General features: G+C 52.6%; 31 protein-coding genes. 19 read left to right on the top strand and 12 right to left on the bottom strand.

Annotated elements, in window-relative coordinates:
- Nucleotides 1-23 precede the first annotated feature (23 nt).
- Nucleotides 24-1,271, bottom strand: a complete 1,248-nt coding sequence (mobB, locus tag CZ367_RS02655) for a conjugal transfer protein MobB (RefSeq protein WP_002560989.1) — start codon at nucleotides 1,269-1,271, stop codon at nucleotides 24-26.
- Nucleotides 1,250-1,678: a conjugal transfer protein MobA gene (gene mobA / locus CZ367_RS02650; RefSeq protein WP_002560988.1), complete on the bottom strand. Its 429-nt coding sequence runs from the start codon at nucleotides 1,676-1,678 to the stop codon at nucleotides 1,250-1,252. The genes mobB and mobA overlap by 22 nt, the downstream gene beginning before the upstream one ends.
- 709 nt (nucleotides 1,679-2,387) lie before the next feature.
- Here mobA and CZ367_RS02640 point away from each other — a divergent pair.
- The 19 genes from CZ367_RS02640 to CZ367_RS16540 all read left to right on the top strand — a co-directional run bounded on the left by CZ367_RS02640 (nucleotide 2,388) and on the right by CZ367_RS16540 (nucleotide 16,428).
- On the top strand, nucleotides 2,388-3,149 hold the full coding sequence (locus CZ367_RS02640; protein WP_002560987.1) for a ParA family protein: 762 nt from the start codon (nucleotides 2,388-2,390) through the stop codon (nucleotides 3,147-3,149).
- A gap of 2 nt (nucleotides 3,150-3,151) precedes the next feature.
- Nucleotides 3,152-3,592 (top strand): DUF3408 domain-containing protein, encoded by a 441-nt coding sequence (locus CZ367_RS02635; protein ID WP_002560986.1) that lies wholly within the window; start codon nucleotides 3,152-3,154, stop codon nucleotides 3,590-3,592.
- A gap of 2 nt (nucleotides 3,593-3,594) precedes the next feature.
- On the top strand, nucleotides 3,595-3,948 hold the full coding sequence (locus tag CZ367_RS02630) for a DUF3408 domain-containing protein (protein WP_025880727.1): 354 nt from the start codon (nucleotides 3,595-3,597) through the stop codon (nucleotides 3,946-3,948).
- 16 nt (nucleotides 3,949-3,964) lie between these two features.
- Complete coding sequence (locus CZ367_RS02625) at nucleotides 3,965-4,693, top strand: hypothetical protein (protein WP_008764732.1); 729 nt, start codon at nucleotides 3,965-3,967, stop codon at nucleotides 4,691-4,693.
- Nucleotides 4,694-4,894: 201 nt separating this feature from the next.
- Nucleotides 4,895-5,212, top strand: a complete 318-nt coding sequence (locus tag CZ367_RS02620) for a DUF4134 domain-containing protein (protein WP_002560983.1) — start codon at nucleotides 4,895-4,897, stop codon at nucleotides 5,210-5,212.
- 10 nt (nucleotides 5,213-5,222) lie between these two features.
- Nucleotides 5,223-5,555: a DUF4133 domain-containing protein gene (locus CZ367_RS02615; RefSeq protein ID WP_008764731.1), complete on the top strand. Its 333-nt coding sequence runs from the start codon at nucleotides 5,223-5,225 to the stop codon at nucleotides 5,553-5,555.
- Nucleotides 5,552-8,056, top strand: a complete 2,505-nt coding sequence (locus CZ367_RS02610; RefSeq protein ID WP_077195544.1) for a TraG family conjugative transposon ATPase — start codon at nucleotides 5,552-5,554, stop codon at nucleotides 8,054-8,056. The genes CZ367_RS02615 and CZ367_RS02610 overlap by 4 nt, the downstream gene beginning before the upstream one ends.
- 40 nt (nucleotides 8,057-8,096) lie before the next feature.
- Entirely contained in the window at nucleotides 8,097-8,477 is a 381-nt protein-coding gene (locus tag CZ367_RS02605; protein WP_077195543.1) for a DUF3876 domain-containing protein, read from the top strand.
- A 23-nt stretch (nucleotides 8,478-8,500) separates the two neighbouring features.
- The gene (locus tag CZ367_RS02600; RefSeq protein ID WP_004304283.1) at nucleotides 8,501-9,130 is read left to right on the top strand and encodes a DUF4141 domain-containing protein; all 630 of its coding nucleotides are present in this window, start codon (nucleotides 8,501-8,503) and stop codon (nucleotides 9,128-9,130) included.
- Nucleotides 9,131-9,133: 3 nt separating this feature from the next.
- The gene (traJ, locus tag CZ367_RS02595) at nucleotides 9,134-10,138 is read left to right on the top strand and encodes a conjugative transposon protein TraJ (RefSeq protein ID WP_004291518.1); all 1,005 of its coding nucleotides are present in this window, start codon (nucleotides 9,134-9,136) and stop codon (nucleotides 10,136-10,138) included.
- 31 nt (nucleotides 10,139-10,169) lie between these two features.
- Nucleotides 10,170-10,793, top strand: a complete 624-nt coding sequence (traK, locus tag CZ367_RS02590) for a conjugative transposon protein TraK (protein WP_004291519.1) — start codon at nucleotides 10,170-10,172, stop codon at nucleotides 10,791-10,793.
- A gap of 27 nt (nucleotides 10,794-10,820) precedes the next feature.
- Complete coding sequence (locus CZ367_RS15800; RefSeq protein ID WP_018697145.1) at nucleotides 10,821-11,108, top strand: TraL conjugative transposon family protein; 288 nt, start codon at nucleotides 10,821-10,823, stop codon at nucleotides 11,106-11,108.
- Nucleotides 11,089-12,441, top strand: a complete 1,353-nt coding sequence (gene traM, locus CZ367_RS02585) for a conjugative transposon protein TraM (protein WP_004291521.1) — start codon at nucleotides 11,089-11,091, stop codon at nucleotides 12,439-12,441. Before CZ367_RS15800 ends, traM begins: the two co-directional genes overlap by 20 nt.
- A 34-nt stretch (nucleotides 12,442-12,475) precedes the next feature.
- Nucleotides 12,476-13,462, top strand: a complete 987-nt coding sequence (gene traN, locus CZ367_RS02580; protein ID WP_004291522.1) for a conjugative transposon protein TraN — start codon at nucleotides 12,476-12,478, stop codon at nucleotides 13,460-13,462.
- 2 nt (nucleotides 13,463-13,464) lie between these two features.
- Entirely contained in the window at nucleotides 13,465-14,040 is a 576-nt protein-coding gene (locus CZ367_RS02575; RefSeq protein ID WP_077195542.1) for a conjugal transfer protein TraO, read from the top strand.
- A gap of 7 nt (nucleotides 14,041-14,047) precedes the next feature.
- On the top strand, nucleotides 14,048-14,950 hold the full coding sequence (locus CZ367_RS02570; RefSeq protein WP_004291524.1) for a toprim domain-containing protein: 903 nt from the start codon (nucleotides 14,048-14,050) through the stop codon (nucleotides 14,948-14,950).
- On the top strand, nucleotides 14,947-15,450 hold the full coding sequence (locus tag CZ367_RS02565; protein ID WP_004291525.1) for a DUF3872 domain-containing protein: 504 nt from the start codon (nucleotides 14,947-14,949) through the stop codon (nucleotides 15,448-15,450). The genes CZ367_RS02570 and CZ367_RS02565 overlap by 4 nt, the downstream gene beginning before the upstream one ends.
- Nucleotides 15,447-15,974 carry a glycoside hydrolase family protein gene (locus CZ367_RS02560; RefSeq protein WP_004291526.1) on the top strand — a complete coding sequence of 176 codons (528 nt, stop codon included), beginning with the start codon at nucleotides 15,447-15,449 and terminating at the stop codon, nucleotides 15,972-15,974. Before CZ367_RS02565 ends, CZ367_RS02560 begins: the two co-directional genes overlap by 4 nt.
- Before the next feature lie 64 nt (nucleotides 15,975-16,038).
- Complete coding sequence (locus CZ367_RS16540; RefSeq protein ID WP_004291527.1) at nucleotides 16,039-16,428, top strand: hypothetical protein; 390 nt, start codon at nucleotides 16,039-16,041, stop codon at nucleotides 16,426-16,428.
- 33 nt (nucleotides 16,429-16,461) lie between these two features.
- On the opposite strand, the gene CZ367_RS02550 is transcribed toward CZ367_RS16540, so the two are convergent.
- The 10 genes from CZ367_RS02550 to traN (CZ367_RS02500) all read right to left on the bottom strand — a co-directional run bounded on the left by CZ367_RS02550 (nucleotide 16,462) and on the right by traN (CZ367_RS02500) (nucleotide 21,533).
- Nucleotides 16,462-16,770 (bottom strand): hypothetical protein, encoded by a 309-nt coding sequence (locus CZ367_RS02550; RefSeq protein ID WP_004304290.1) that lies wholly within the window; start codon nucleotides 16,768-16,770, stop codon nucleotides 16,462-16,464.
- A 53-nt stretch (nucleotides 16,771-16,823) separates the two neighbouring features.
- Nucleotides 16,824-17,069 carry a DUF6956 domain-containing protein gene (locus CZ367_RS02545; RefSeq protein ID WP_004291529.1) on the bottom strand — a complete coding sequence of 82 codons (246 nt, stop codon included), beginning with the start codon at nucleotides 17,067-17,069 and terminating at the stop codon, nucleotides 16,824-16,826.
- Complete coding sequence (locus CZ367_RS02540; RefSeq protein WP_004304291.1) at nucleotides 17,066-17,299, bottom strand: DUF3873 domain-containing protein; 234 nt, start codon at nucleotides 17,297-17,299, stop codon at nucleotides 17,066-17,068. Before CZ367_RS02540 ends, CZ367_RS02545 begins: the two co-directional genes overlap by 4 nt.
- A 19-nt stretch (nucleotides 17,300-17,318) precedes the next feature.
- Nucleotides 17,319-17,576, bottom strand: coding sequence for a hypothetical protein (locus CZ367_RS02535; protein ID WP_004291531.1), 258 nt, complete (start codon nucleotides 17,574-17,576; stop codon nucleotides 17,319-17,321).
- Between the two features lie 24 nt (nucleotides 17,577-17,600).
- On the bottom strand, nucleotides 17,601-18,932 hold the full coding sequence (locus CZ367_RS02530; RefSeq protein WP_077195541.1) for a PcfJ domain-containing protein: 1,332 nt from the start codon (nucleotides 18,930-18,932) through the stop codon (nucleotides 17,601-17,603).
- Nucleotides 18,929-19,345 carry a PcfK-like family protein gene (locus tag CZ367_RS02525; RefSeq protein WP_004291533.1) on the bottom strand — a complete coding sequence of 139 codons (417 nt, stop codon included), beginning with the start codon at nucleotides 19,343-19,345 and terminating at the stop codon, nucleotides 18,929-18,931. Before CZ367_RS02525 ends, CZ367_RS02530 begins: the two co-directional genes overlap by 4 nt.
- Before the next feature lie 13 nt (nucleotides 19,346-19,358).
- Nucleotides 19,359-19,580, bottom strand: coding sequence for a hypothetical protein (locus CZ367_RS02520; protein WP_004291534.1), 222 nt, complete (start codon nucleotides 19,578-19,580; stop codon nucleotides 19,359-19,361).
- Nucleotides 19,581-19,591: 11 nt separating this feature from the next.
- Nucleotides 19,592-19,807 carry a hypothetical protein gene (locus CZ367_RS02515; protein ID WP_004291535.1) on the bottom strand — a complete coding sequence of 72 codons (216 nt, stop codon included), beginning with the start codon at nucleotides 19,805-19,807 and terminating at the stop codon, nucleotides 19,592-19,594.
- Between the two features lie 161 nt (nucleotides 19,808-19,968).
- A complete protein-coding gene (locus CZ367_RS15785; RefSeq protein ID WP_004291538.1) occupies nucleotides 19,969-20,379 on the bottom strand; it encodes a hypothetical protein in 411 nt (136 codons plus the stop codon).
- A gap of 203 nt (nucleotides 20,380-20,582) precedes the next feature.
- Nucleotides 20,583-21,533 carry a conjugative transposon protein TraN gene (gene traN / locus CZ367_RS02500; protein WP_077195540.1) on the bottom strand — a complete coding sequence of 317 codons (951 nt, stop codon included), beginning with the start codon at nucleotides 21,531-21,533 and terminating at the stop codon, nucleotides 20,583-20,585.
- Nucleotides 21,534-21,566 lie beyond the last annotated feature (33 nt).

Raw genomic sequence — 21,566 nt, 5'->3', positions numbered from 1 at the left:
TTTTTTAATTGTTGATACTCCGATTACAAACCCAAGCCCTTGCGCTTTTTCTTCTTTTTGCGCTTCATCGCCCGGATGAAAGCCTTTTCCTCAGCATCTACCGCCGGACCTTCGGGAGTGAGCAAGCCCATTCCGCCCGATACGTCTTCACGGTCGTATGCGGTCTGTCCGTATGCCTTGTCCGCAGCATCCATAGGGATGGATAACGGTATCGGCGGTTGTCCGGCGTATGGCAGGGTGAAGTGTTCCTGCAAGGCATTCGCCGAAAGCTCCTTGCCCATGCGAGAGCCGTTCAGTACACATCCTGTGCGGTGGTCGATAAACGTCGCTCCATAGATACGCCCTTCATCCGTGTAGCGCAGTACGGTGTCGATGCCCTTCTCTTTGAGTTGGGATACAAATTTGTCCTTGTCATAAGTGCCTTGCAGCACGGAAAGAACGGTGCGTTTCGTCATGTCGGCGAGCTTCCTGTCCTTAATCTCTGATTTGGAACGGATAAATTTTCTCTGTACGGCTTCATAACCTGCGGACTTCCCGAAAAGCGAGGACTTGAACGGGTTGCCCACCTTGTTACCCTTGTCGTCCGTGACGGAATAAACCAGCCCGTGATACTCCCGTCCGCGCACGTTGCCTCTCGCTTCCTCCACCGTCATATTATATAAGGAAAGGAGCGCACGGTATTCGCCCATCGTCTGAAAACGGTACTGCCCGTTCAGAGCCTTCACAGTGCCAGCCACCTGCTTCTTCACATCACCTGCCGATGCGTCCACCTTGCTTAGCGGCGTGTCAAGCCGGCGGTTCCTGCGCTCCGCGCCGTGCAGCCCGTATTTCTTCTCCAGCTCACGGGTGATTTGTTTGCTACGATAGTAGTTGTTCTTGTCGCTGATACATTTCCCGTTATCGTCCACCCGCACCGTCACGATGTGCAGGTGGTGGCGGTCGATGTCCTCGTGCTTGAAAACAAGATAAGGCTGGTTGCCGAAACCGAGTTTTTCCAGATACTCGCGGGCTATATCCTGCAATTCCGCATCGGTCAACACATCCTCCGGATGTGGGTTGAGCGAAATATGCACCACCGGCTTCTCCACCTTCATCTGTGGCGGCATGAAGGTGAGAAAACCCTCCATCGCCTTGTTGATGTCCACCTTTCCCGAACCGTCATTGTAGATGCGGTTGGTCGTAAGCAACCGCCCCTGCGCCTCGTTAATCTTCTCCCCGTTATAGGCAATCGCGCCGTACAACGAGTTTCCTACACTGATTTTTGCGACCATTTCGCCTCCATTTCCCTTGAAAGTTCCACAATCCGGCGGCTCAGTTTCACGAGTTCGACGGTGTGTTGCTCTAATTTGTAGAGCAACGCCATCGCCTTTTTCTCTGAAAAATGCAGCCTCAGTTCCTTCACGACTTGGTTGTAATTCGTACCCACGGCGCGGAACTGCGCATGAAAATCCGATAGCTTGGTGTAATAGTCCACCAGCGTCTTGTCCACCTTCAGCACCTTGAACGGCTGTCCGAAGAAGTGCGCTTTGAGGAAAACCGACCGTGCATAGACACCCGATTTTCCGAACATGGCGAGGAAACGATTGTGTTCCTCCTCGTTGAAACGGACGGTGTAACGGTACACCGCCGGATCAAGTTTGGGATTTCTCCCTGCTTTGCTTTTCCTTTTCTCTTTCATATTACTTTGGATTTAGCGGATTGACGGCATAAGCCGCCGCTTCGGATCACAGCACCGCAGTTCTGAAAGGCTTTCCGACTTCGGAGGGAAAGCCCGCCCCCTGCAAGGGCAAGGCGTTTTCCGGGATGCTCAAAATATTTTGAGCGGCTGAAAACATACCTTGCTATGTTCAGGTGAACATAAAAATCCGTCAGGGGACGGATGGGAAGATACCTTTCAGGACTCCGGGCCGCGCACCATCGGCGAACCCTGCTGTCCGGGGGGCAAAGTTACGCCCTTAAAGCTGTATTGGACAGATGCTTGACCCGGTCAATGACTGCCAACCGGCGCAACGTGCTGCCACTTGCCGGAGAAGTGATACAGGTTCCAAAATATACTTGTTTATTTGCAGCATGATTCAAGAAACGAACGATTTGAAAATATGAGAAAAGGAACATTCAAATACCCGGACAATCGCTTCGGCGGATACTTGCCGAAGCGGATACCCGAACCGTCGGAACCCCGGTTATCCGACAATCTGGTGAAGTACAGATTCAATGACTTCATGACGCAGTGTCGTCATTCATCACTTGTTCGCCGCACCGCTTCACCACAGAACCGGATACGCGATGACCCGCCCATGTGTCTGTTCACTGAAGCGGATAATGTAGCAACCAAATCCGCATATAAATAGAAAAAGAAATCTTCAACAATTAAAATAAATGGAACTATGAGTAAGGAAATCTTCGTTGCATTCGCAACACAGAAAGGTGGCATCGGCAAATCCACTGTCACGGCACTTGCCGCCAGCTACCTGCACAACGTGAAAGGCTACAATGTCGCCGTCGTGGACTGCGACGACCCGCAGCACAGCATCCACGGGCTGCGCGAACACGAAATGGGGCTTATCGACAGCAGCACCTACTTCAAGGCTCTCGCTTGCGACCATTTCCGCCGGATGAAAAAGAACGCCTACACCATCGTCAAGAGCAATGCGGTGAACGCCCTCGACGATGCCGAGAGGATGATTGCCACTGAGGACGTGAAACCCGACGTGGTGTTCTTCGACATGCCCGGCACACTCCGTAGTAACGGCGTGATAAAGACGCTCTCGCAGATGGACTACATCTTCACTCCGCTGAGTGCCGACCGCTTTGTTGTGGAGAGTACCCTGAAATTCGTCACAATGTTCCGCGACAGGCTGATGACTACCGGACAGGCGAAAACAAAGGGGCTTTATCTGTTTTGGACGATGGTGGACGGCAGGGAGAGGAACGACCTGTACGGCATCTACGAGGAAGTGATAGCCGAAATGGGCTTTCCGGTACTTTCCACCCGCTTGCCCGACAGCAAGAAGTTCCGCCGTGACCTTTCGGAAGAGCGCAAGAGCGTTTTCCGCTCCACCATCTTCCCGATGGACACGGCACTGCTGAAAGGGAGTGGCATCCGGGAGTTTTCCGAAGAGATAAGCGACATCATCAGACCGCAGTGAGCATGGGCAGCAGGAAAGTGAACACGGAAGGCATCGACGAGGAACTGCTGTTAGCTTCCATCGGGCGGCGCACACAGGACGGGACACTGCGCCCCGCACAGGAAGTACCCGCAGCTGCACCGACCGAAGAGGACACCGCCGCACCGGAACCACCTCCTGTGCAACCAGTAACACGGGAAAAAGCGCAGAGGGAAAGTGGCCGCCGGAAAAGGCAGGATGAGGACTATAACGAGCTGTTCCTGCGCCGCAACGAGATAAAGACCCGCCAGTGTGTCTATATCAGCCGCGATGTCCACGGCAAAATCCTCAGAATCGTGAACGACATCGCCGGAGGTGAAATCTCGGTGGGCGGCTATGTGGATACCGTGCTGCGCCAACATCTGGAACAGCACAAGGAGAGAATCAACGAACTGTACAAGAAACAACGTGAAGATCTGATTTGAAAATGGAAAAAGAAATGACACCGAATGAAAAAAGACCACAGCAAGACTGCGGAGGTATGTTTGCCCAAGTGCAGGCGAGTGTGGAAATCCTGTCGCCTGTCCCGGTAAGCGGCAAATGCTGCGAGAAGGACTATGAACGTCTGTTCATCCGTGACTCGGAAGTAAAGGCACGTGAGGGGAAGATGGCGTATGTGCGCCCGGAGTACCACGAGCGTATCATGTGTATCACCCGTGTAATCGGGCATGACCGGCTTATGCTGTCCGCTTACATCGACCATGTGCTGACGCATCACTTCAACCAGTGCGAGGATGCGATAAAGAGCCTTTATGCCCGAAATTATAATTCAGTATTCTAACCAAAAACGGAAGGATATGAATTACACAATCAGCATGACAGACATTCTGCTGGCGGTATCGGTCGGCTGCAACCTCTGGTTCCTGTTCCTGCTCCTTTACGAGCGCATCATGGACACGCGGATTGTCCGCTTCTTCAAGGGCATTGTCGGATTATGGCGGTCACTGGACGGGAATGAGGCTAAACGCATAGCGGCACACGAGGAAGTCCCTGCGGAAAAGGCGGACATCATCGGCAAGAGCCGTTTCAGGATGGCATCCACCCGGACAACCGCTGCCATACCGACGCAAGAAGCCGCCACTATGGAAAAAGGCATTGAGCTGTCGGAGGAAGAGGCTACTTTTGACGACGGAAAAACGGGAAACGCATCCCGCCCGGCACAAGTTCCGGAGGAAAAACTCGATGAGACCTTCACGAGCATACCGCCGGAGGAACTGGGATACGGGGACGACGAACCGGAAGAGGACGCCTCGGACACGCCACGGGCTTCGGGCAGCAGCTTTGACGAGATTGACGACGCCTGCAAGACCGCCAAGAACCCGGACGCGACACAGGCGGAACGTGAAAAGGCGGCGAAGGTGTTCACCGACATGGAGGGCACGGAGTTGTACGAGAAAATGATGGAAGGCTCTTCGGAGATAGGCATCCGCATCAAGGGGCTTATCGAGATTCGGCTGAAGAAACCTGAAAAGGAGTTCGTCGTGCCGGACAACATCGAGGAGTTCGACATTCGCAACTATGTATGACAACAATAAAAGAAATGAACATGAAAGAATGACATCAACCCACGCGGCGAGGAAACGCAAGGCGCATCCCTATCCGCAACGGACACGCCCACGTCCGTGGAAACAAACGGGCATCCACTAAAACCAAAGTAAAGAAACAAAGTATCAACCGCCCGACAAAGGACCATCCACCCTTTTGACGGCAAAAAACAAGAACAGTTTATGAACAAGAACATCTTGAAAAACAGAAAAGCAATCCTCTCCGCGGCACTTGTCATCGCCGCAACCGCCTCCGCTTTCGCGCAGGGAAACGGCATCGCGGGCATCAACGAAGCCACCTCTATGGTGAGTTCTTATTTCGACCCCGGAACTAAACTGATATACGCCATCGGTGCAGTCGTCGGGCTTATCGGGGGCGTAAAAGTGTACGGCAAGTTTTCATCGGGCGACCCCGACACCAGCAAGACAGCCGCCTCGTGGTTCGGCGCGTGCATCTTCCTGATTGTTGCCGCCACCATCCTGCGCTCATTCTTCCTTTAATAAATAATGTATGGCTGAATACCCAATCAACAAGGGTATCGGCCGTCCGGTAGAGTTCAAGGGCTTGAAGGCACAGTACCTCTTCATCTTCTGCGGAGGTCTGCTGGCTCTCTTCGTCCTGTTCGTCATCCTCTACATGGTCGGTATCGACCAGTGGATATGTATCGGCTTCGGCGCGGCATCGTCCTCCCTCCTTGTATGGCAGACCTTCGCGCTGAACGCCCGGTACGGCGAACACGGGCTGATGAAATTAGGAGCGGCACGGAGCCATCCCCGATACCTTATCAACCGGCGGCGGATACCCCGTCTGTTCAAACGACAACGAAAGGAAGAAAGACAATGAGGAATACATCGAAAATGACAACACTGGAAAACAGGTTCCCACTTTTAGCGGTGGAGCATGGCTGCATCATCTCAAAGGACGCCGACATCACGGTGGCTTTCGAGGTGGAACTGCCGGAACTTTACACCGTGACGGGTGCGGAGTACGAGGCGATACACAGTTGCTGGTGCAAGGCTATCAAGGTGCTGCCGGACTACTCCGTCGTCCACAAACAGGACTGGTTCATCAAGGAACGCTACAAACCGGAGCTTCAGAAGGACGACATGAGCTTTTTAAGCCGCTCTTTCGAGCGTCACTTCAACGAGCGTCCGTACCTGAAACACACCTGCTACCTCTACCTGACCAAGACAACAAAGGAGCGTAACCGGATGCAGAGCAATTTCAGCACGCTGTGCCGGGGACATATCATCCCGAAGGAGCTGGACAGGGAAACCACGACCAAGTTCTTGGAAGCCTGCGAACAGTTCGAGCGCATCATGAACGACAGCGGGCTTGTCAGGCTGCGCCGCCTCTCCACCGATGAGATTGTGGGTACTGAGGGAAATACGGGACTTATTGAACGCTACTTCTCGCTCATGTCGGAAGGTGACACCACCTTGCAGGACATCGAGCTTTCGGCAAGGGAGATGCGCATCGGCGACAACCGCCTGTGTCTGCACACCCTCTCCGACGCGGAAGACCTGCCGGGCAAGGTGGCTACCGACACCCGTTACGAGAAGCTCTCCACCGACCGGAGTGACTGCCGACTGTCATTCGCCTCCCCGGTGGGGCTTCTGCTCTCCTGCAACCATATCTACAACCAGTATGTGCTGATAGACAACAGTGAGGAAACCTTGCATAAGTTCGAGAAGTCCGCCCGTAACATGCAGTCGCTATCTCGCTATTCAAGGAGCAACAGCATCAACCGCGAGTGGATAGACCAATACCTGAACGAAGCCCATTCCTACGGACTGACCTCGGTACGGGCACACTTCAACGTCATGGCGTGGAGCGACGATGCGGAGGAACTGAAGCATATCAAGAACGACGTGGGCAGCCAGTTGGCAAGCATGGAATGCGTGCCGCGCCACAACACCATCGACTGCCCGACACTCTACTGGGCGGCGATACCCGGCAATGCGGCGGACTTCCCGGCGGAAGAGAGTTTCCACACCTTCATCGAACAGGCGGTGTGCCTGTTCACAGAGGAAACCAACTACCGCAACTCGCTCTCGCCCTTCGGCATCAAGATGGTGGACAGGCTCACGGGAAAACCGCTGCACCTTGACATCTCCGACCTGCCCATGAAGCGGGGTATCACGACCAACCGCAACAAGTTCGTGCTGGGTCCTTCGGGCAGCGGCAAGTCTTTCTTCATGAACCACCTCGTGCGCCAATATTATGAGCAAGGCGCACATGTGGTATTGGTGGACACGGGAAACTCCTATCAGGGCTTGTGCGGCATGATCCGACGCAAGACAGGCGGAGCGGACGGTGTGTATTTCACCTACACGGAAGATAAGCCCATCAGCTTCAACCCGTTCTACACCGACGATTACATCTTCGACGTGGAGAAGAAGGACAGCATCAAGACCCTGTTGCTGACGCTCTGGAAGTCGGAGGACGACAAGGTGACAAAGACGGAGAGCGGCGAGCTGGGCAGTGCCGTGAGTGCCTATATTGAGCGCATCCAATCCGACCGTAGCATCGTGCCGTCGTTCAACACCTTCTACGAGTATATGCGTGACGACTACCGCAAGGAACTGGCACAGCGTGACATCAAGGTGGAGAAGTCCGACTTCAACATCGACAACATGCTCACCACCATGCGGCAGTATTACCGGGGCGGGCGTTACGATTTCCTGCTCAACTCCACGGAGAACATCGACCTGCTCGGCAAGCGGTTCATCGTCTTCGAGATAGATTCGATTAAAGAAAACCGCGAACTGTTCCCCGTCGTGACCATCATCATCATGGAAGCCTTCATCAACAAGATGCGGCGGCTGAAAGGCGTGCGGAAACAGCTTATCGTGGAAGAGGCTTGGAAGGCCCTCTCATCGGCGAACATGGCTGAATATCTGCGCTATATGTATAAGACGGTCAGAAAATATTACGGCGAGGCAATCGTGGTGACGCAGGAGGTGGACGACATTATCAGTTCTCCGGTGGTCAAAGAGAGCATTATCAACAACTCGGATTGTAAAATCCTGCTTGACCAAAGGAAATATATGAACAAGTTCGACCAGATACAGGCGTTGCTCGGACTGACGGAAAAGGAGAAGTCGCAGATACTCTCCATCAACATGGCGAACAACCCTTCACGGCTCTACAAGGAGGTGTGGATAGGCTTGGGCGGCACGCAGTCGGCGGTCTATGCCACGGAGGTCAGCGCGGAAGAGTATCTGGCGTACACCACCGAGGAAACGGAAAAAGTGGAGGTTTACCGTCTGGCGGAGAAGCTGGGCGACGACATCGAAGCCGCCATCCGGCAGCTTGCCGAAAGGCGGAGAAACAAGGAATAACTAAAAAACAGAATGTATCAACCAAAAAAGAAAAACGCGTATGAATTTACCAAAAGTGAAAATGCTGCAAGTCAGCAAGTGCCTTATCGGATTGGCGGTCATGATGCTGCAATCCTGCGAGGGGGCCGACAACCGCCGCGACATGCTGTGCGGGAACTGGGAGAGCGTGGAGGGAAAACCTGACGTGCTTATCTACAAGGAGGGCGAAGCCTACAAAGTGACGGTGTTCCGTCGTAGCGGTCTGCGCCGCAAGCTCAAGCCGGAAACCTATCTCTTGCAGGAGGAGAACGGCAACCTGTTCATGAACACCGGCTTCCGCATCGACGTGTCCTACAACGAGGCCACGGATGTGCTGACTTTCTCGCCAAACGGGGACTATGTGCGGGTGAAGCCGCAGCCGGGACATCCGACCGAAGAATAACAACCACTAAAATCCAAAGTAACATGAGAACAAGAATAACAATGATTATCTGCCTGTGCCTGCTTTTCGCGGGCAGGGCAAGCGCACAGTGGGTCGTAAGCGATCCGGGCAATCTAGCGCAGGGCATCATCAATGCCTCCAAAAACATCATCCATACCTCCAAGACCGCCACGAACATGGTGAGCAACTTTCAGGAGACGGTGAAAATCTATCAGCAGGGCAAGAAGTATTACGATGCCCTCAAATCGGTGAACAATCTGGTCAAGGACGCCCGCAAGGTGCAGCAGACCATCCTGATGGTGGGCGACATCACAGACATCTATGTGAACAGTTTCCAACGGATGCTCCGTGACGGGAATTTCAGACCCGAAGAGCTTTCCGCAATCGCTTTCGGCTACACGAAACTGCTGGAGGAAAGCAACGAAGTGTTGACGGAACTCAGGAACGTGGTGAACATCACCACGCTCTCCATGACCGACAAGGAGCGCATGGACGTGGTGGAACGCTGCCACTCGAAGATGAAGCGTTACCGCAACCTCGTGAGCTACTACACGAACAAGAACATCTCCGTGAGTTACCTGCGTGCGAAAAAGAAGAACGACCTCGACCGCATCATGGGGCTGTACGGGAACATGAACGAAAGATACTGGTAGCCTATGAAGTTCGACAACCTTCATCAGATTTTACGTTCACTTTATGAGCAGATGATGCCGCTGTGTGGGGACATGGCTGGTGTGGCGAAAGGCATCGCCGGGCTGGGTGCGCTGTTCTACGTCGCCTACCGGGTATGGCAGTCGCTGGCGAGAGCTGAACCGATAGACGTATTCCCGATGCTCCGTCCTTTTGCCATCGGTCTGTGCATCATGTTCTTCCCGACTGTGGTGCTGGGCACGATAAACAGCATCCTCTCACCCGTCGTACAGGGCACGGCAAAGATGCTGGAGGCGGAAACGCTGGACATGAACCGATACCGGGAGCAGAAGGACAAACTGGAATACGAGGCGATGGTACGCAACCCCGAAACCGCCTACCTCGTGTCCAACGAGGAATTTGACAAGCAACTGGAGGAACTCGGCTGGTCGCCCTCCGACATGGTGACGATGGCGGGAATGTATATCGACCGGGGAATGTACAACATGAAGAAGAGCATCCGCGACTTCTTCCGCGAGATACTCGAACTGCTGTTCCAAGCCGCCGCCCTCGTGATAGACACCGTCCGCACCTTCTTTCTCGTGGTGCTGGCGATTCTCGGTCCGATAGCCTTCGCCCTGTCGGTATGGGACGGTTTCCAAAACACGCTCACGCAGTGGATATGCCGCTATATACAGGTCTATCTGTGGCTACCGGTATCGGACATGTTCAGCACCATACTGGCGAAGATACAGGTTCTGATGCTGCAAAACGACATCGAGCGGATGCAGGCAGACCCGAACTTCTCGCTGGATTCGAGCGACGGGGTGTATATCGTATTCCTCTGCATCGGCATCATCGGCTACTTTACCATTCCCACCGTTGCGGGCTGGATTATCCAAGCCGGAGGCATGGGCGGTTACGGTCGCAACGTGAACCAGATGGCGGGACGAGCCGGAAGCATGGCGGGCAGCGTGGCGGGTGCAGCCGCAGGAAACGCAGTCGGACGTGTCGGCAAATTGCTGAAATAATCAATGTGCAATCATAAATTGGAAAATATAAATGGAATTCAAATCACTTAGAAACATCGAATCGTCGTTCAGGCAGATACGCCTGTTCGGTATCGTCTTCCTCTCGCTGTGCGCCGTGGTGACGGTGTGGAGCGTGTGGAACTCCTACCGTTTCGCAGAGAAGCAACGGGAGAAAATCTATGTGCTGGACAACGGCAAGAGCCTGATGCTCGCCTTGTCTCAGGATTTGTCGCAGAACCGCCCGGCGGAGGCACGGGAACATGTGCGCCGTTTCCACGAGATGTTCTTCACGCTATCACCTGAAAAAAGCGCGATTGAACACAACGTGAAACGTGCCTTGCTGCTGGCGGACAAGAGCGTGTACCACTATTATTCGGACTTCGCGGAGAAGGGGTACTACAACCGCATCATCGCCGGGAACATCAACCAAGTGCTGAAGGTGGACAGCGTGGTGTGCGACTTCAACGCCTATCCCTACCGTGCCGTGACCTACGCCACACAGAAAATCATCCGGCAGAGCAACGTCACCGAGCGCAGCCTCGTGACCACCTGCCGCCTGCTGAACGCATCGCGGTCGGATGACAACCCGAACGGTTTTACCATCGAGGGTTTCACCATCATTGAGAACAAGGATTTACAGACTATCAAACGGTAACAGGACATGAAAAGTATCAGAAAATCAATGTGGGGCATGTATTGGAAACTCCACGACAAACGGAAACGCTTGGCGGCAAGTCTCAAAGGGTATCTGGACGGCTTGCCGCCGGAAACACGCCGCCGCATCGTGCTGGGGATGTTCGCCGCCTTCGCGGTGCTTGCCCTTTACACCTTCGGCAGAGCCGTCTATGACATCGGCAGGAACGACGGCTCACATATGGAAACGGGACACGCCGGACGGGTGGAACTGCCGACCCCGGCGGAAACAGGCAATCACTTAACACCTTATTTATATGGAACAGACAAAGAATGAACCGACGAAAGAGAACAAAGCTGCTCCCGAAACGGGGAAACCGAAAAAGGAGCGCGAACCGCTGACAGAGGCGCAACGGCTGAAACGGCAGAAGATGATCGTGCTGCCCGCTATGGTGTTGGTGTTCATCGGGGCGATGTGGCTGATATTCGCCCCGTCCTCCGGCAAGGAGCAACCGCCGGGAACGGACGGATACAACACCGAGATGCCCGACGCTGACAAGGCGAACCGGCAGATTATCGGCGACAAGCTGAAAGCCTACGAGCATGGGGAGATGGAAGAGCGTCAGGAGAGCCGCAACCGTGCCATCGGGCAGCTGGGCGACATGTTCGACCGCGAGATAGCGGGAACGGAGAACGGAGTGGACTTCGACCTCGCCAATCCGGGCGGCAAGGAAGAAAGGGCAAAGCCAGCCACGCCGCAGACCATCCAGTCCTCCGCAGCCGCCTACCGTGACCTGAACGCCACGCTCGGAAACTTCTACGACCAGCCGAAAAACGACAATGCGGAGATGGACGAATTGTTGGAGCGCATCGCATCGCTGGAGTCGGAACTGGAAAGCGAGAGGGGCAAGGCTTCCTCTATGGACGAGCAGGTGGCTCTTATGGAGAAGTCCTACGAGCTGGCGGCAAAGTACATGGGCGGTCAGAACGGAGGACAGCCATCGGCGGAACAGAGGGCAGAGCCAACTACCGTGCAGAAAGGGAAGAAGAACAAGGCAATGCCTATCAGACAGGTGGAGCATCAAGTAGTTTCTTCACTCTCACAGCCTATGAGTAACGCGGAGTTTGTCGCCGCCTTATCGCAGGAACGCAACCGGGGTTTCAACACGGCTGTCGGCACGGCGGAGGTATTGGACAGGAACACCATACCGGCGTGCGTGCATGGGGCGCAGAGCGTGACGGACGGGCAGACGGTAAGGCTGCGCCTGCTGGAGCCTATGGCGGTGGCAGGCAGGACAATACCCCGGGGTGCGGTGGTGGTCGGCACGGGCAAGATACAGGGTGAGCGGCTCGACATCGAGATTACCTCGCTGGAATACGACGGCACGATTATCCCCGTGGAGCTTGCGGTCTATGACACGGACGGACAGCCCGGCATCTTCATCCCGAACTCGATGGAGATGAACGCCGTCCGGGAGGTCGCCGCCAACATGGGCGGCTCGCTGGGAAGCAGCATCAACATCTCCACCAATGCCGGGGCGCAGCTCGCCTCCGACTTGGGCAAGGGGCTGATACAAGGCACGAGCCAGTACATCGCCAAAAAGATGCGAACCGTCAAGGTGCATCTGAAAGCCGGGTACAGGGTCATGCTTTACCAAGAAAAATATTGAAAACAATAAAAATTACCACTAAAATCCAAAAGTAATGAGAAAAGTAATCATCATGTTTGCCCTCGCTATGGGCATCATAACTGCCAACGCGCAGGAGAATGTAACCGTTGAAACGACCAACGGAAGTGAACAACCGACCTTGACGAAGGAGGTCTATCCGCAGAAGGAGGCGGACGGCGACCTATATCACGGGCTGTCACGCAAGCTGACCTTCGACCGCATGATACCGCCGCACGGTCTGGAAGTGACCTACGACAAGACCGTCCACGTCATTTTTCCGGCGGAGGTGCGCTATGTCGATTTAGGCTCGCCCGACCTGATTGCCGGGAAAGCCGACGGAGCGGAGAACATCATCCGTGTGAAGGCTACCGTAAGGAATTTTCCCAACGAAACGAATATGTCCGTCATCACGGAGGACGGCAGTTTCTACACCTTCAACGTGAAGTACGCCGCCGAACCGCTGTTGCTCAACGTGGAGATGTGCGACTTCATCCATGACGGCAGCACGGTGAACCGCCCGAACAACGCGCAGGAAATCTATCTGAAAGAGCTGGGCAGCGAAAGCCCGATGCTGGTGCGCCTTATCATGAAGTCCATCCACAAACAGAACAAGCGCGAGGTGAAGCATATCGGCTGCAAGCGTTTCGGCATCCAATACCTGTTGAAAGGCATCTACACGCACAACGGCTTGCTTTATTTCCACACGGAGATAAAGAACCAGAGCAACGTGCCTTTCGATGTGGACTACATCACTTGGAAAATCGTGGACAAGAAGGTTGCGAAGCGTACTGCCGTGCAGGAGCAGATTATTCTGCCGCTCCGCGCGCAGAACTACGCCACCCTCGTGCCGGGCAAAAAGAGCGAGCGCACGGTCTTCACGATGGCGAAGTTCACCATCCCCGATGACAAGTGCCTCGTGGTGGAATTGAACGAGAAGAACGGCGGCCGTCACCAGTCCTTCGTGATTGAGAACGAGGATTTGGTACGCGCGGGTACCATCAACGAACTTCAAGTACGCTGACCATGAGAAAGTACATCGCAATAATCATCGCGTCGCTTGCCCTTTTTACAGGGCAGGCGCACGCCCAGCGGTGTCTGCCGAAGATGCAGGGCATCGAGGTGAGGGCGGACATGGCGGACGGCTTCAATCTCGGCGGCAAGGACGGCGGGTACAGCTTCGGGGCGGCTCTCTCCACCTACACGAAGAAGGGGAACAAGTGGGTGTTCGGTGGCGAATACCTGTTGAAGAACAATCCCTACAAGGACACCAAGATACCCGTGGCGCAGTTCACGGCGGAGGGCGGCTATTACTTCAAGATACTGTCGGACGCCCGAAAGATTGTTTTCGTCTATGCCGGGGCTTCGGCTCTCGCCGGATATGAGGCGGTAAATTGGGGGAAGAAGGTGCTGCATGACGGCTCCACGCTGCACGACCGGGACGCCTTCATCTACGGCGGTGCGCTGACGCTCGATGTGGAGTGTTACGTGGCAGACCGTATCGCCCTGCTTGCCAACCTGCGGGAGCGTTGCCTTTGTGGTGGCGACACACGGAAGTTCCACACGCAGTTCGGGGTCGGTATCAAGTTCATCATCAACTGACACGGGCATGGAAAGGACGGAAATAGATGCTGTCAGAAGGATGCCGCTTGCGGATTTTCTCGCACGGCTGGGGCATGAGCCTGTCAGAAGGAGCGGTAACGAGCTGTGGTATCTTGCCCCGTACAGGGGCGAGCGCACATCCTCTTTCCGTGTGAACGTGGCGAAACAGCTCTGGTACGACTTCGGTTTGGGCAAGGGCGGCGACATCTTCACGCTTGCCGGGGAGTTTCTGCAAAGCGATGACTTCATGAAGCAAGCGAAGTTCATAGCGGAAGCCGCCAATATGACGGTTGCCGGATGGGAAAAGCCCGTCTATCTCTCGAAGCCGACCGAATCCGTTTTTGAGGATGTGGAGGTCGCTCCGCTGCTCCGCTCACTGCTGACGGAGTATTTAGAGGAACGGGGCATCCCTTACGCCATCGCATCCCGTCACTGCTGCCGCTTGAACTACGGTGTGCGTGGGAAACGGTATTTTGCCGTTGGCTTTCCGAACATGGCAGGTGGCTATGAAGTCAGAAGCCGATATTTCAAGGGTTGCATACCTCCGAAGTCTGTATCACTGGTAAAGGCGAATGACATCCCGGCTGACGAGTGCCTCGTGTTCGAGGGCTTCATGGACTTTCTCTCTGCCGTGACGCTTGGTGTAACCGGTAACGCTGACTGTCTTGTGCTGAACTCAGTCGCCAACGTGGAGAAGGCGGCGGGATTGCTGGACGGATACGGGCGCATCGGCTGCTTCCTCGACCGTGACGAAGCCGGACGGCGGACGCTTGCCGCACTTACCATGCGATACGGGGAACGTGTCACCGACCGTTCCTCCCTCTATGACGGTTGCAAGGACTTGAACGAGTACCTGCAACTGACAACGAAAAAACAGAAAAACAACCATCTAAAAATCGAAGAACAATGAACATACTGAACAACAGAAACAAGAGAACATCAATATTCAAGGCAGTGGCGTTATGCCTGATAGCCGCCATGTCATTCACCCTCGTGTCATGTGACGATGACATGGACATCCAGCAGTCCTATCCCTTCACGGTGGAGGTCATGCCCGTGCCGAACAAGGTAGTAAAGGGGCAGACAGTGGAAATCCGCTGTGAACTGAAAAAGGAGGGCGACTTTTCGGGTACGCTCTATACCATCCGCTATTTCCAGTTCGAGGGGGAAGGCTCGCTCAAAATGGATAACGGCATCACCTTCCTGCCTAACGACCGCTACCTGCTGGAGAACGAAAAATTCCGCCTGTACTACACGGCGGCGGGTGATGAGGCGCATAATTTCATCGTGGTGGTGGAGGATAACTTTAGCAACTCCTACGAACTGGAATTTGACTTCAACAACAGGAATGTAAAGGACGACGATCTTACCATCGTTCCCATCGGCAACTTCAGCCCCTTGTTGAAATGATGCGTGTATTCATGACAATGCTCTGTTCACTTCTGACGGTCTGTTCTGTGTCCGCGCAGATCAGCCGCCAAGAGGGAACGGACGGGCAGGCGGCAATCTACCGACTGCCGCTTATGGAACGTGCTTTTTTATGCTGCCGCTACTTTGAAGGCTGGCACTCAGAAAAACACTACCCATACGTCGGTTGGGGTCACAAACTTTTGCCAAACGAGAAGTATTCGGCACGAACCATGACAAAACGGGATGCGGATGAACTTTTGCGGAAAGACCTGCGCAAATTTGTCGCCATGTTCCGTAAATTCGGGGTTGATTCGATTTTGCTTGGCACGTTAGCTTACAATGTGGGACCGGCGAAGCTGTTAGGCAGCAAAACAATCCCCAAAAGCACCTTAATCAAGAAGCTGGAAGCTGGTGACAGGAACATCTACCGTGAGTATATAGCCTTCTGCAACTACAAAGGAAAACGCCACGCCATGCTGCTCAAACGGAGAAAGGCGGAGTTTGCGCTGTTGTATATCCCATAAAAGGACTGACAAAACTGGCAAAAGACGTGCCATATTTAACTTGGCACGTCTTTTGCTCTATCACTTGATAGATTATCGTAGGATTTTCTCGTTAATTGACATCGTTGAGCCATTTTTGCCTATCGGTTTCCAAATAACACTTCAAGTTGTAAGTGTTGTGAGAGCAATACAAAACATAGTTATTAACCATAAAAAGTATAGCGAAATTATGAAGAAAGTATTTAGGAAAATTCAGAAAGGAACAACAAAAATGATTGAACGTATCAAATCGTTGGGGGAAATGGAGACGAAGCAGAAATGTGTAGTTCAACGGTTCGAGATTATCATTCCCCTCCACCAAAAAATAACGACCCAATATATAGCCTCCGCAAGTTTTACTTGCGGATTTTTTAGTTATCGCAGATTGGACAAAGGTTTCTTTGCTACTTTCTTTGTCCGCCATCATGCTCACTGAAAGAAAGTAGGGCGGCTCTCGCCGCCCCGCCACTCAAAAGCGTGTGTAAAGTCCCGTCACCATCGTGAACATTTCCTCCAGCATATCAAAATAGATACCCTCGTGTACGGCAATGTCCTTTGTCTTGCACTCAAAGGTCTTTTTGCTGAACGTCCTGCGGTAGAAGCGCATATTGTAGAGGTCTGCCCCTTCGTCATAGATGATGTCAAGGCGGTTGGCACTTGTTTTGTTCCTTGCAAGGCTCATCCGTAAGCCGTTGCCCATATCTATGAAATCACGGCTACCTGTCATGGCGGTGAAGCGTTTTCCGCCTATCTGCTGTAATATCGTCTTGGCTATCATATCTTTTGTTTTTAGGGTTTTAAGTATTGGCGGTGCGGACACCGCCATCCCGTTCAAAATTCTCGCATTTCGGAAATGGGGGTCTGCCGTTGTAGCCACTCTTTCACACATTCCATATTGTACTCGCTCGTGATGACTGCCGTATGGCTGTCGGTGGCGGTGAAACGTGTGCTTTCGTAATCATCTATCCACCCCTTGAGGGTGTCCGTTCCCCACGCTCCGGTATCGTCAAAGATACCGTCCAATGCCGTGATAGGTTCGCTGAACTTGACTATCAGCGTTTGATAGGTCGTGTTCATAGTCTGTCCTCCTTTCCCTTCTTTGCGTTCAGCCACTTGTCCCGTGCGGCTCGGCACTCGTCCAACGTGGGTTTGACACAAGAGAACAATTCTCTGTCTATGGGGTGGCGGTAGTCGTACTGCACAAGTGTCCGCCTGCGTCTTCCGATACCCGATTGGAAACGCTCGTATTTCTCCGTACCTGCTTCCGCGCAGGTGCTTACTCCGTTGATGGTCATTCGTGTTGTCATAATGTTGCTTTTTAGATGGTTAAAAATGTACTGACAGAACTCTGTTCTTCATCACCATTTCGGGGTTGCTTGTGTAGCGTTGGTGCAGGTAGAAATGGTGTGAGCCGAAGCCGTAAAGGAAAAACTTGTCAAGTTCGTGCTTCTCGGCAAACTCCTTTACGCTCTTTCTCAATTCCCCCTCACTCGTTGTGAGAGTGAGGAGGTTCACAAATTCAAGGAACATCGTGGGGATTGCATCATCCCACACACAAATCATACTTTCAATTCTTACTTCCATATCAATGTTGTTTTAGGGGTTATGCTATGCCGCTTTCATCCGCTCACGGATAAGGTTGGCGTTCTTGTTCACAAGGTCTATGATGCGCTCGTGATATTCGGTGTCCTGGTTGTGCTTGCCGTGGCACTGCACCACTTCGAGGGTTCGCAAGTCCACCTCTACGGTTTCAATAATCTCATCGCCAATCCTTGCCGATAGTATGAGGGTGTCGGCTTTCTTGTAGTATCCACTGCCAAACACGCAGATGCCCTGCGTCTTGCCCTCGTTGTAATACTCGTCTATGCTTTCAAGCACCTTGACGATTATTTCCTCGTCCGTGATTACCAAGCCGAAGAATTTGGATTTGTTGGCGATGAAATCCTCCGCATCTTTCTTTCGTTGGAGTTGTCGCTGTTGCTCACGCTCACGCCTTTCAATCTCCCAACGGCGTTGCTCTGCGGCTCTTTCCTTCTCGTGTATGGCTTCAATTTTTCGGGTTGCGTTGTCGTGTGCCGCCATGAAATCTTCGGGACAGATGTTCTTCGGGTTACGGAGGTCTTGACCGAGTTTTTTGAGCATACGCAGATAGTCGCACCACATTGAGAGGTTGTCTATCTGATACTTGTGACGCTTGGCAATCAGATATGATGCCCAACATTCATCGGCAGTACGGGTATTGAAAAGAAAGTGTTTCATGACCTCAATCTCACCGCCTTTCATAAGGGTTTCAATTCTTGGGTCTGAAAGCAAGGCTTTGAAAAGACGCACGGGGGAGATGCCGTGGAAATCGCCCTTGAAGCCGTTACGTCTGAGTTGGGGCAATATCCTCATCTTTGGATATGCACAGCTTCTTGCCACCACATCATCGTATAGGCTGTTGTGCGGTCTTACCTCCATATCGCTGCCTAATGCCCACACATCGCAATAGCAGAAAAGGAAGCCACGGAGCAACGCCATGTCCGTAACCTTGCCGTCGGGTGAAATCCAACGCTGCACGACCTCGTGGCAGTAGAAACGCATCGGTTCGCCTTTCCTGCTCTCGCATCTGACCTGCGCCACGCGGATTACCTGATACCCTTTGCAGGTGGTTATCACGCTGAAATTCTGCGTTTCCTTGTAGATGCGTCTGCGTGTGTCCTGCACTTTGAGTTCGGCATGGCATTTGGGGCAGGTGCAGCCTTCAAGGGTGTCGCATAGTCCGCTGTCGCTGTGCCACTCGTGACCGCAGTCGGAACAGGTGATGTTCCCTTTCTTGGTGCGGTAGCCGATATGCTCAACGCAGTGGCGGTATGCCCAATCTATTTGTGTCGCTGATATGGGGCGAAGGTTGGCGGAAAGTCTTGCCACCTCTGTCTGTATCTTGGTCTTCGGTTTCATAAGCCTAAATCAAATAATGAGGGTTGGGGTTGGTTTTCTTTTCTCGCTGACGGTCTGTGGCGGTTCTGCAACTTGCGGAGTTCCTCCTCTTGGTATTTGCGGACAGCGTTCTGACGTGCCTCCGCCTTTTCCTCTGCCGTGAGTTTCACAACGTGGTTCACAACCACTTGGCAGTCCATCGGTTTGCCCACCTCTATCTCGTTTTCCTCATAGTAGTGGATGGCTTGCCCGAATATCTCTCCGTCCGTGAAACCGTTGCAACCGCTTTTCTGCACATAGTTCAGAATGTGGGTCACGCACTCGTCCATGTTCTTGGCAGGGTTGCGGTACTTCTTTGCAAATAGCGCATCTTCCTCCGCACGCTGTTCCAAGTACATATATATCGTTCTCTTGAAATGGTCTGTTCCTTTCATATCGCTGTCGTTTTTAGATTATCTGTTTCAGTATCTCTCTCCAATAGGTCGGCTCTACCTCGCTGAGAAGGAAGTCCATGAAATCCCTCCGTGCGTCCTTGTTCAGTTCGTGGTACAATCTTCGGAAAGTTTCAAAATTGCCGTTGATGTACGTTTCCACCATATACACGAAGATGTTGTCCACCTCGTAATATCTGCACTGCTGCGCTGCCGTCTTGCTGTTTCTTTTTGCCATGTCGGTAAGGGTTAAAGGGTGAATAACCAAAGGATGAAGCCAAAGAAGGCAATGGTGGAAAGGATAGCCACGATTACACCTATCGCCACTCGGAACACTCCGTTTACAATCTCTCTGATGATGCCCCAAAGGATGCCGAACACCCCGAAGGCGGTGCGCATCATCAAGCCGCATATCGCCAACCCGATGTGTTGCGCCATTTGTCTGAAATTTGCCGTTGCCGTCATATCTTCGCTGTTTTTGATTTTTTTGTTTTTAATGCGGATTCAAGAGCTGAGGGAGTTGAGTTTCAAACTATCTTATCTGCCTCTCGTTTATCCGACATTTTTTTTATGCGTCTTTCTGTCGCATCGGTCGTTTTCGTTTCGGGTGCTTGAAAAGGTAGGGATTAGGGAATGCAAGGTTTTTCGGTCAAAATACTACCCGCAGGGCTGGAGATTTTTACCGAAAACAGGAGGCTTGACCTTGCTTTCCCGTCCAATCCCGGAATTACCTTTGCGCCCAGAACGAAAATGACTGACTGATGCGGCTTACTGAAAGGCGCAAAATGGAGGTAAACGAAAACAGAGGCAGATTGTGTAGAAAAAAACTTCAGGGGAAAATCCGTAAAAAAAAGAATCACCAAAAGGAAAAAGACATCACCGGAAGCGTGAAAAGGGCAAACCACAACAAAGGAAGTATGATTGTTTCCGATCCGACGGAACTTGTTCAGCCGGGTGGCAACAATCATTCTTCCCGGTTTGTCCGGCTGTGTGTGGGCGCCTGTTTCATTCATGGGGCAGGCTGACACACTCTGCATTCACTTTCCGCTTCCGGCAAAAGGTAAGCATCCAATATTAGCCGCCTTTCACACCAACAAATAACCCTTATATGTCTGGCAGCATATAAGGGTTATTTGTTATTTGAAGTTTGAAGGTAGCATTTTCGTGAGTTCCTCCTCCGTCATGTCGAGCAGGGGCCTTGAAAGAACTTCCTTCATCCATTTGAAAAGATACTTCTTCATTACCATTTAAGTTTGAGGTTATCAATCTTCTGAGCCAAAAGTAAATCTTGCGGCTCGACATAGAAGGTAAGCGTTCGTCCACCATTATGCTCATAAAGCGTCACTTCAAGCTGTTTATCCTCTGATAGTGAGAACTGTTCCAAGGCAAACACTGAACTTTCGGTGTGCTTTCCCTTGATATAGTTCACCTGATGATAGGCACGGAGTGGTTGTTGCACTCTCTCCTGAATGGCAGTGCGTTTAGCTACTTTCTTATCCACAACCTTGAAGGTGATAAAGTCCACCGAATACGGCATATTGGTCATATTGTCTATTCGGGTATGAAAATATAGCAAGCCATTGTGCGCATACAATCCCCTAAGCAGGAATTTCATACCGAACATTTGGGCGCCGATATGCTTGATATAGCGTTTGTCATTCTGATAGATGGTCTGCATCATCAGTTTGACAAGTACGGGCGACTCGTTCCCAAGTTCCTTGAAGTAGATGTCCGCACGGTTGCTCGGCAAGCGTCCTTCGACGGGCGACAGAAAGTCTTTCATCTCCACGCTCAGCTTCTCTGGCTCATCGGCATACTTCACGTTAAAAGCGTAGAATGAGCCGTCCTCGCAAATCACGCTCATGTTGGTCTCCGTCTCAAAGTCCTTGACGGCAGCCTTTACACGCAGTACGTTCTCCGCATCCTCCGCCTTGCCGGCAATGATGTTCTGTGAACCCAAATCCACATAGCGGACAGGCGCAGGGAAAATCAGATGCACCGTCTTTTCAAAAGTAACCTCCAAGCCGTAAGGCAGGACGATGCGTCCGTTTGGGATTGCCTTGCTCATGCCTTGAAAGAGTTCTCCCGATGAGAGCGGACGGTCGGGCGTGAGCGTTGAAGTCGTTGTCTGTGCAGTGGCTGACGCTCCCATCGTGGCAAGCAGGACAGCCGAAAAAATCCATTTTTTCATTGTTGTTATTATTTTGTTATTGCTATTTTTATT

The sequence above is a fragment of the Prevotella ihumii genome (genome assembly GCF_900155655.1).
Taxonomy (GTDB): domain Bacteria; phylum Bacteroidota; class Bacteroidia; order Bacteroidales; family Bacteroidaceae; genus Prevotella; species Prevotella ihumii.
Note: the sequence above shows the minus strand (reverse complement) of the source record. Positions and strands in the feature narration are given on the sequence as shown.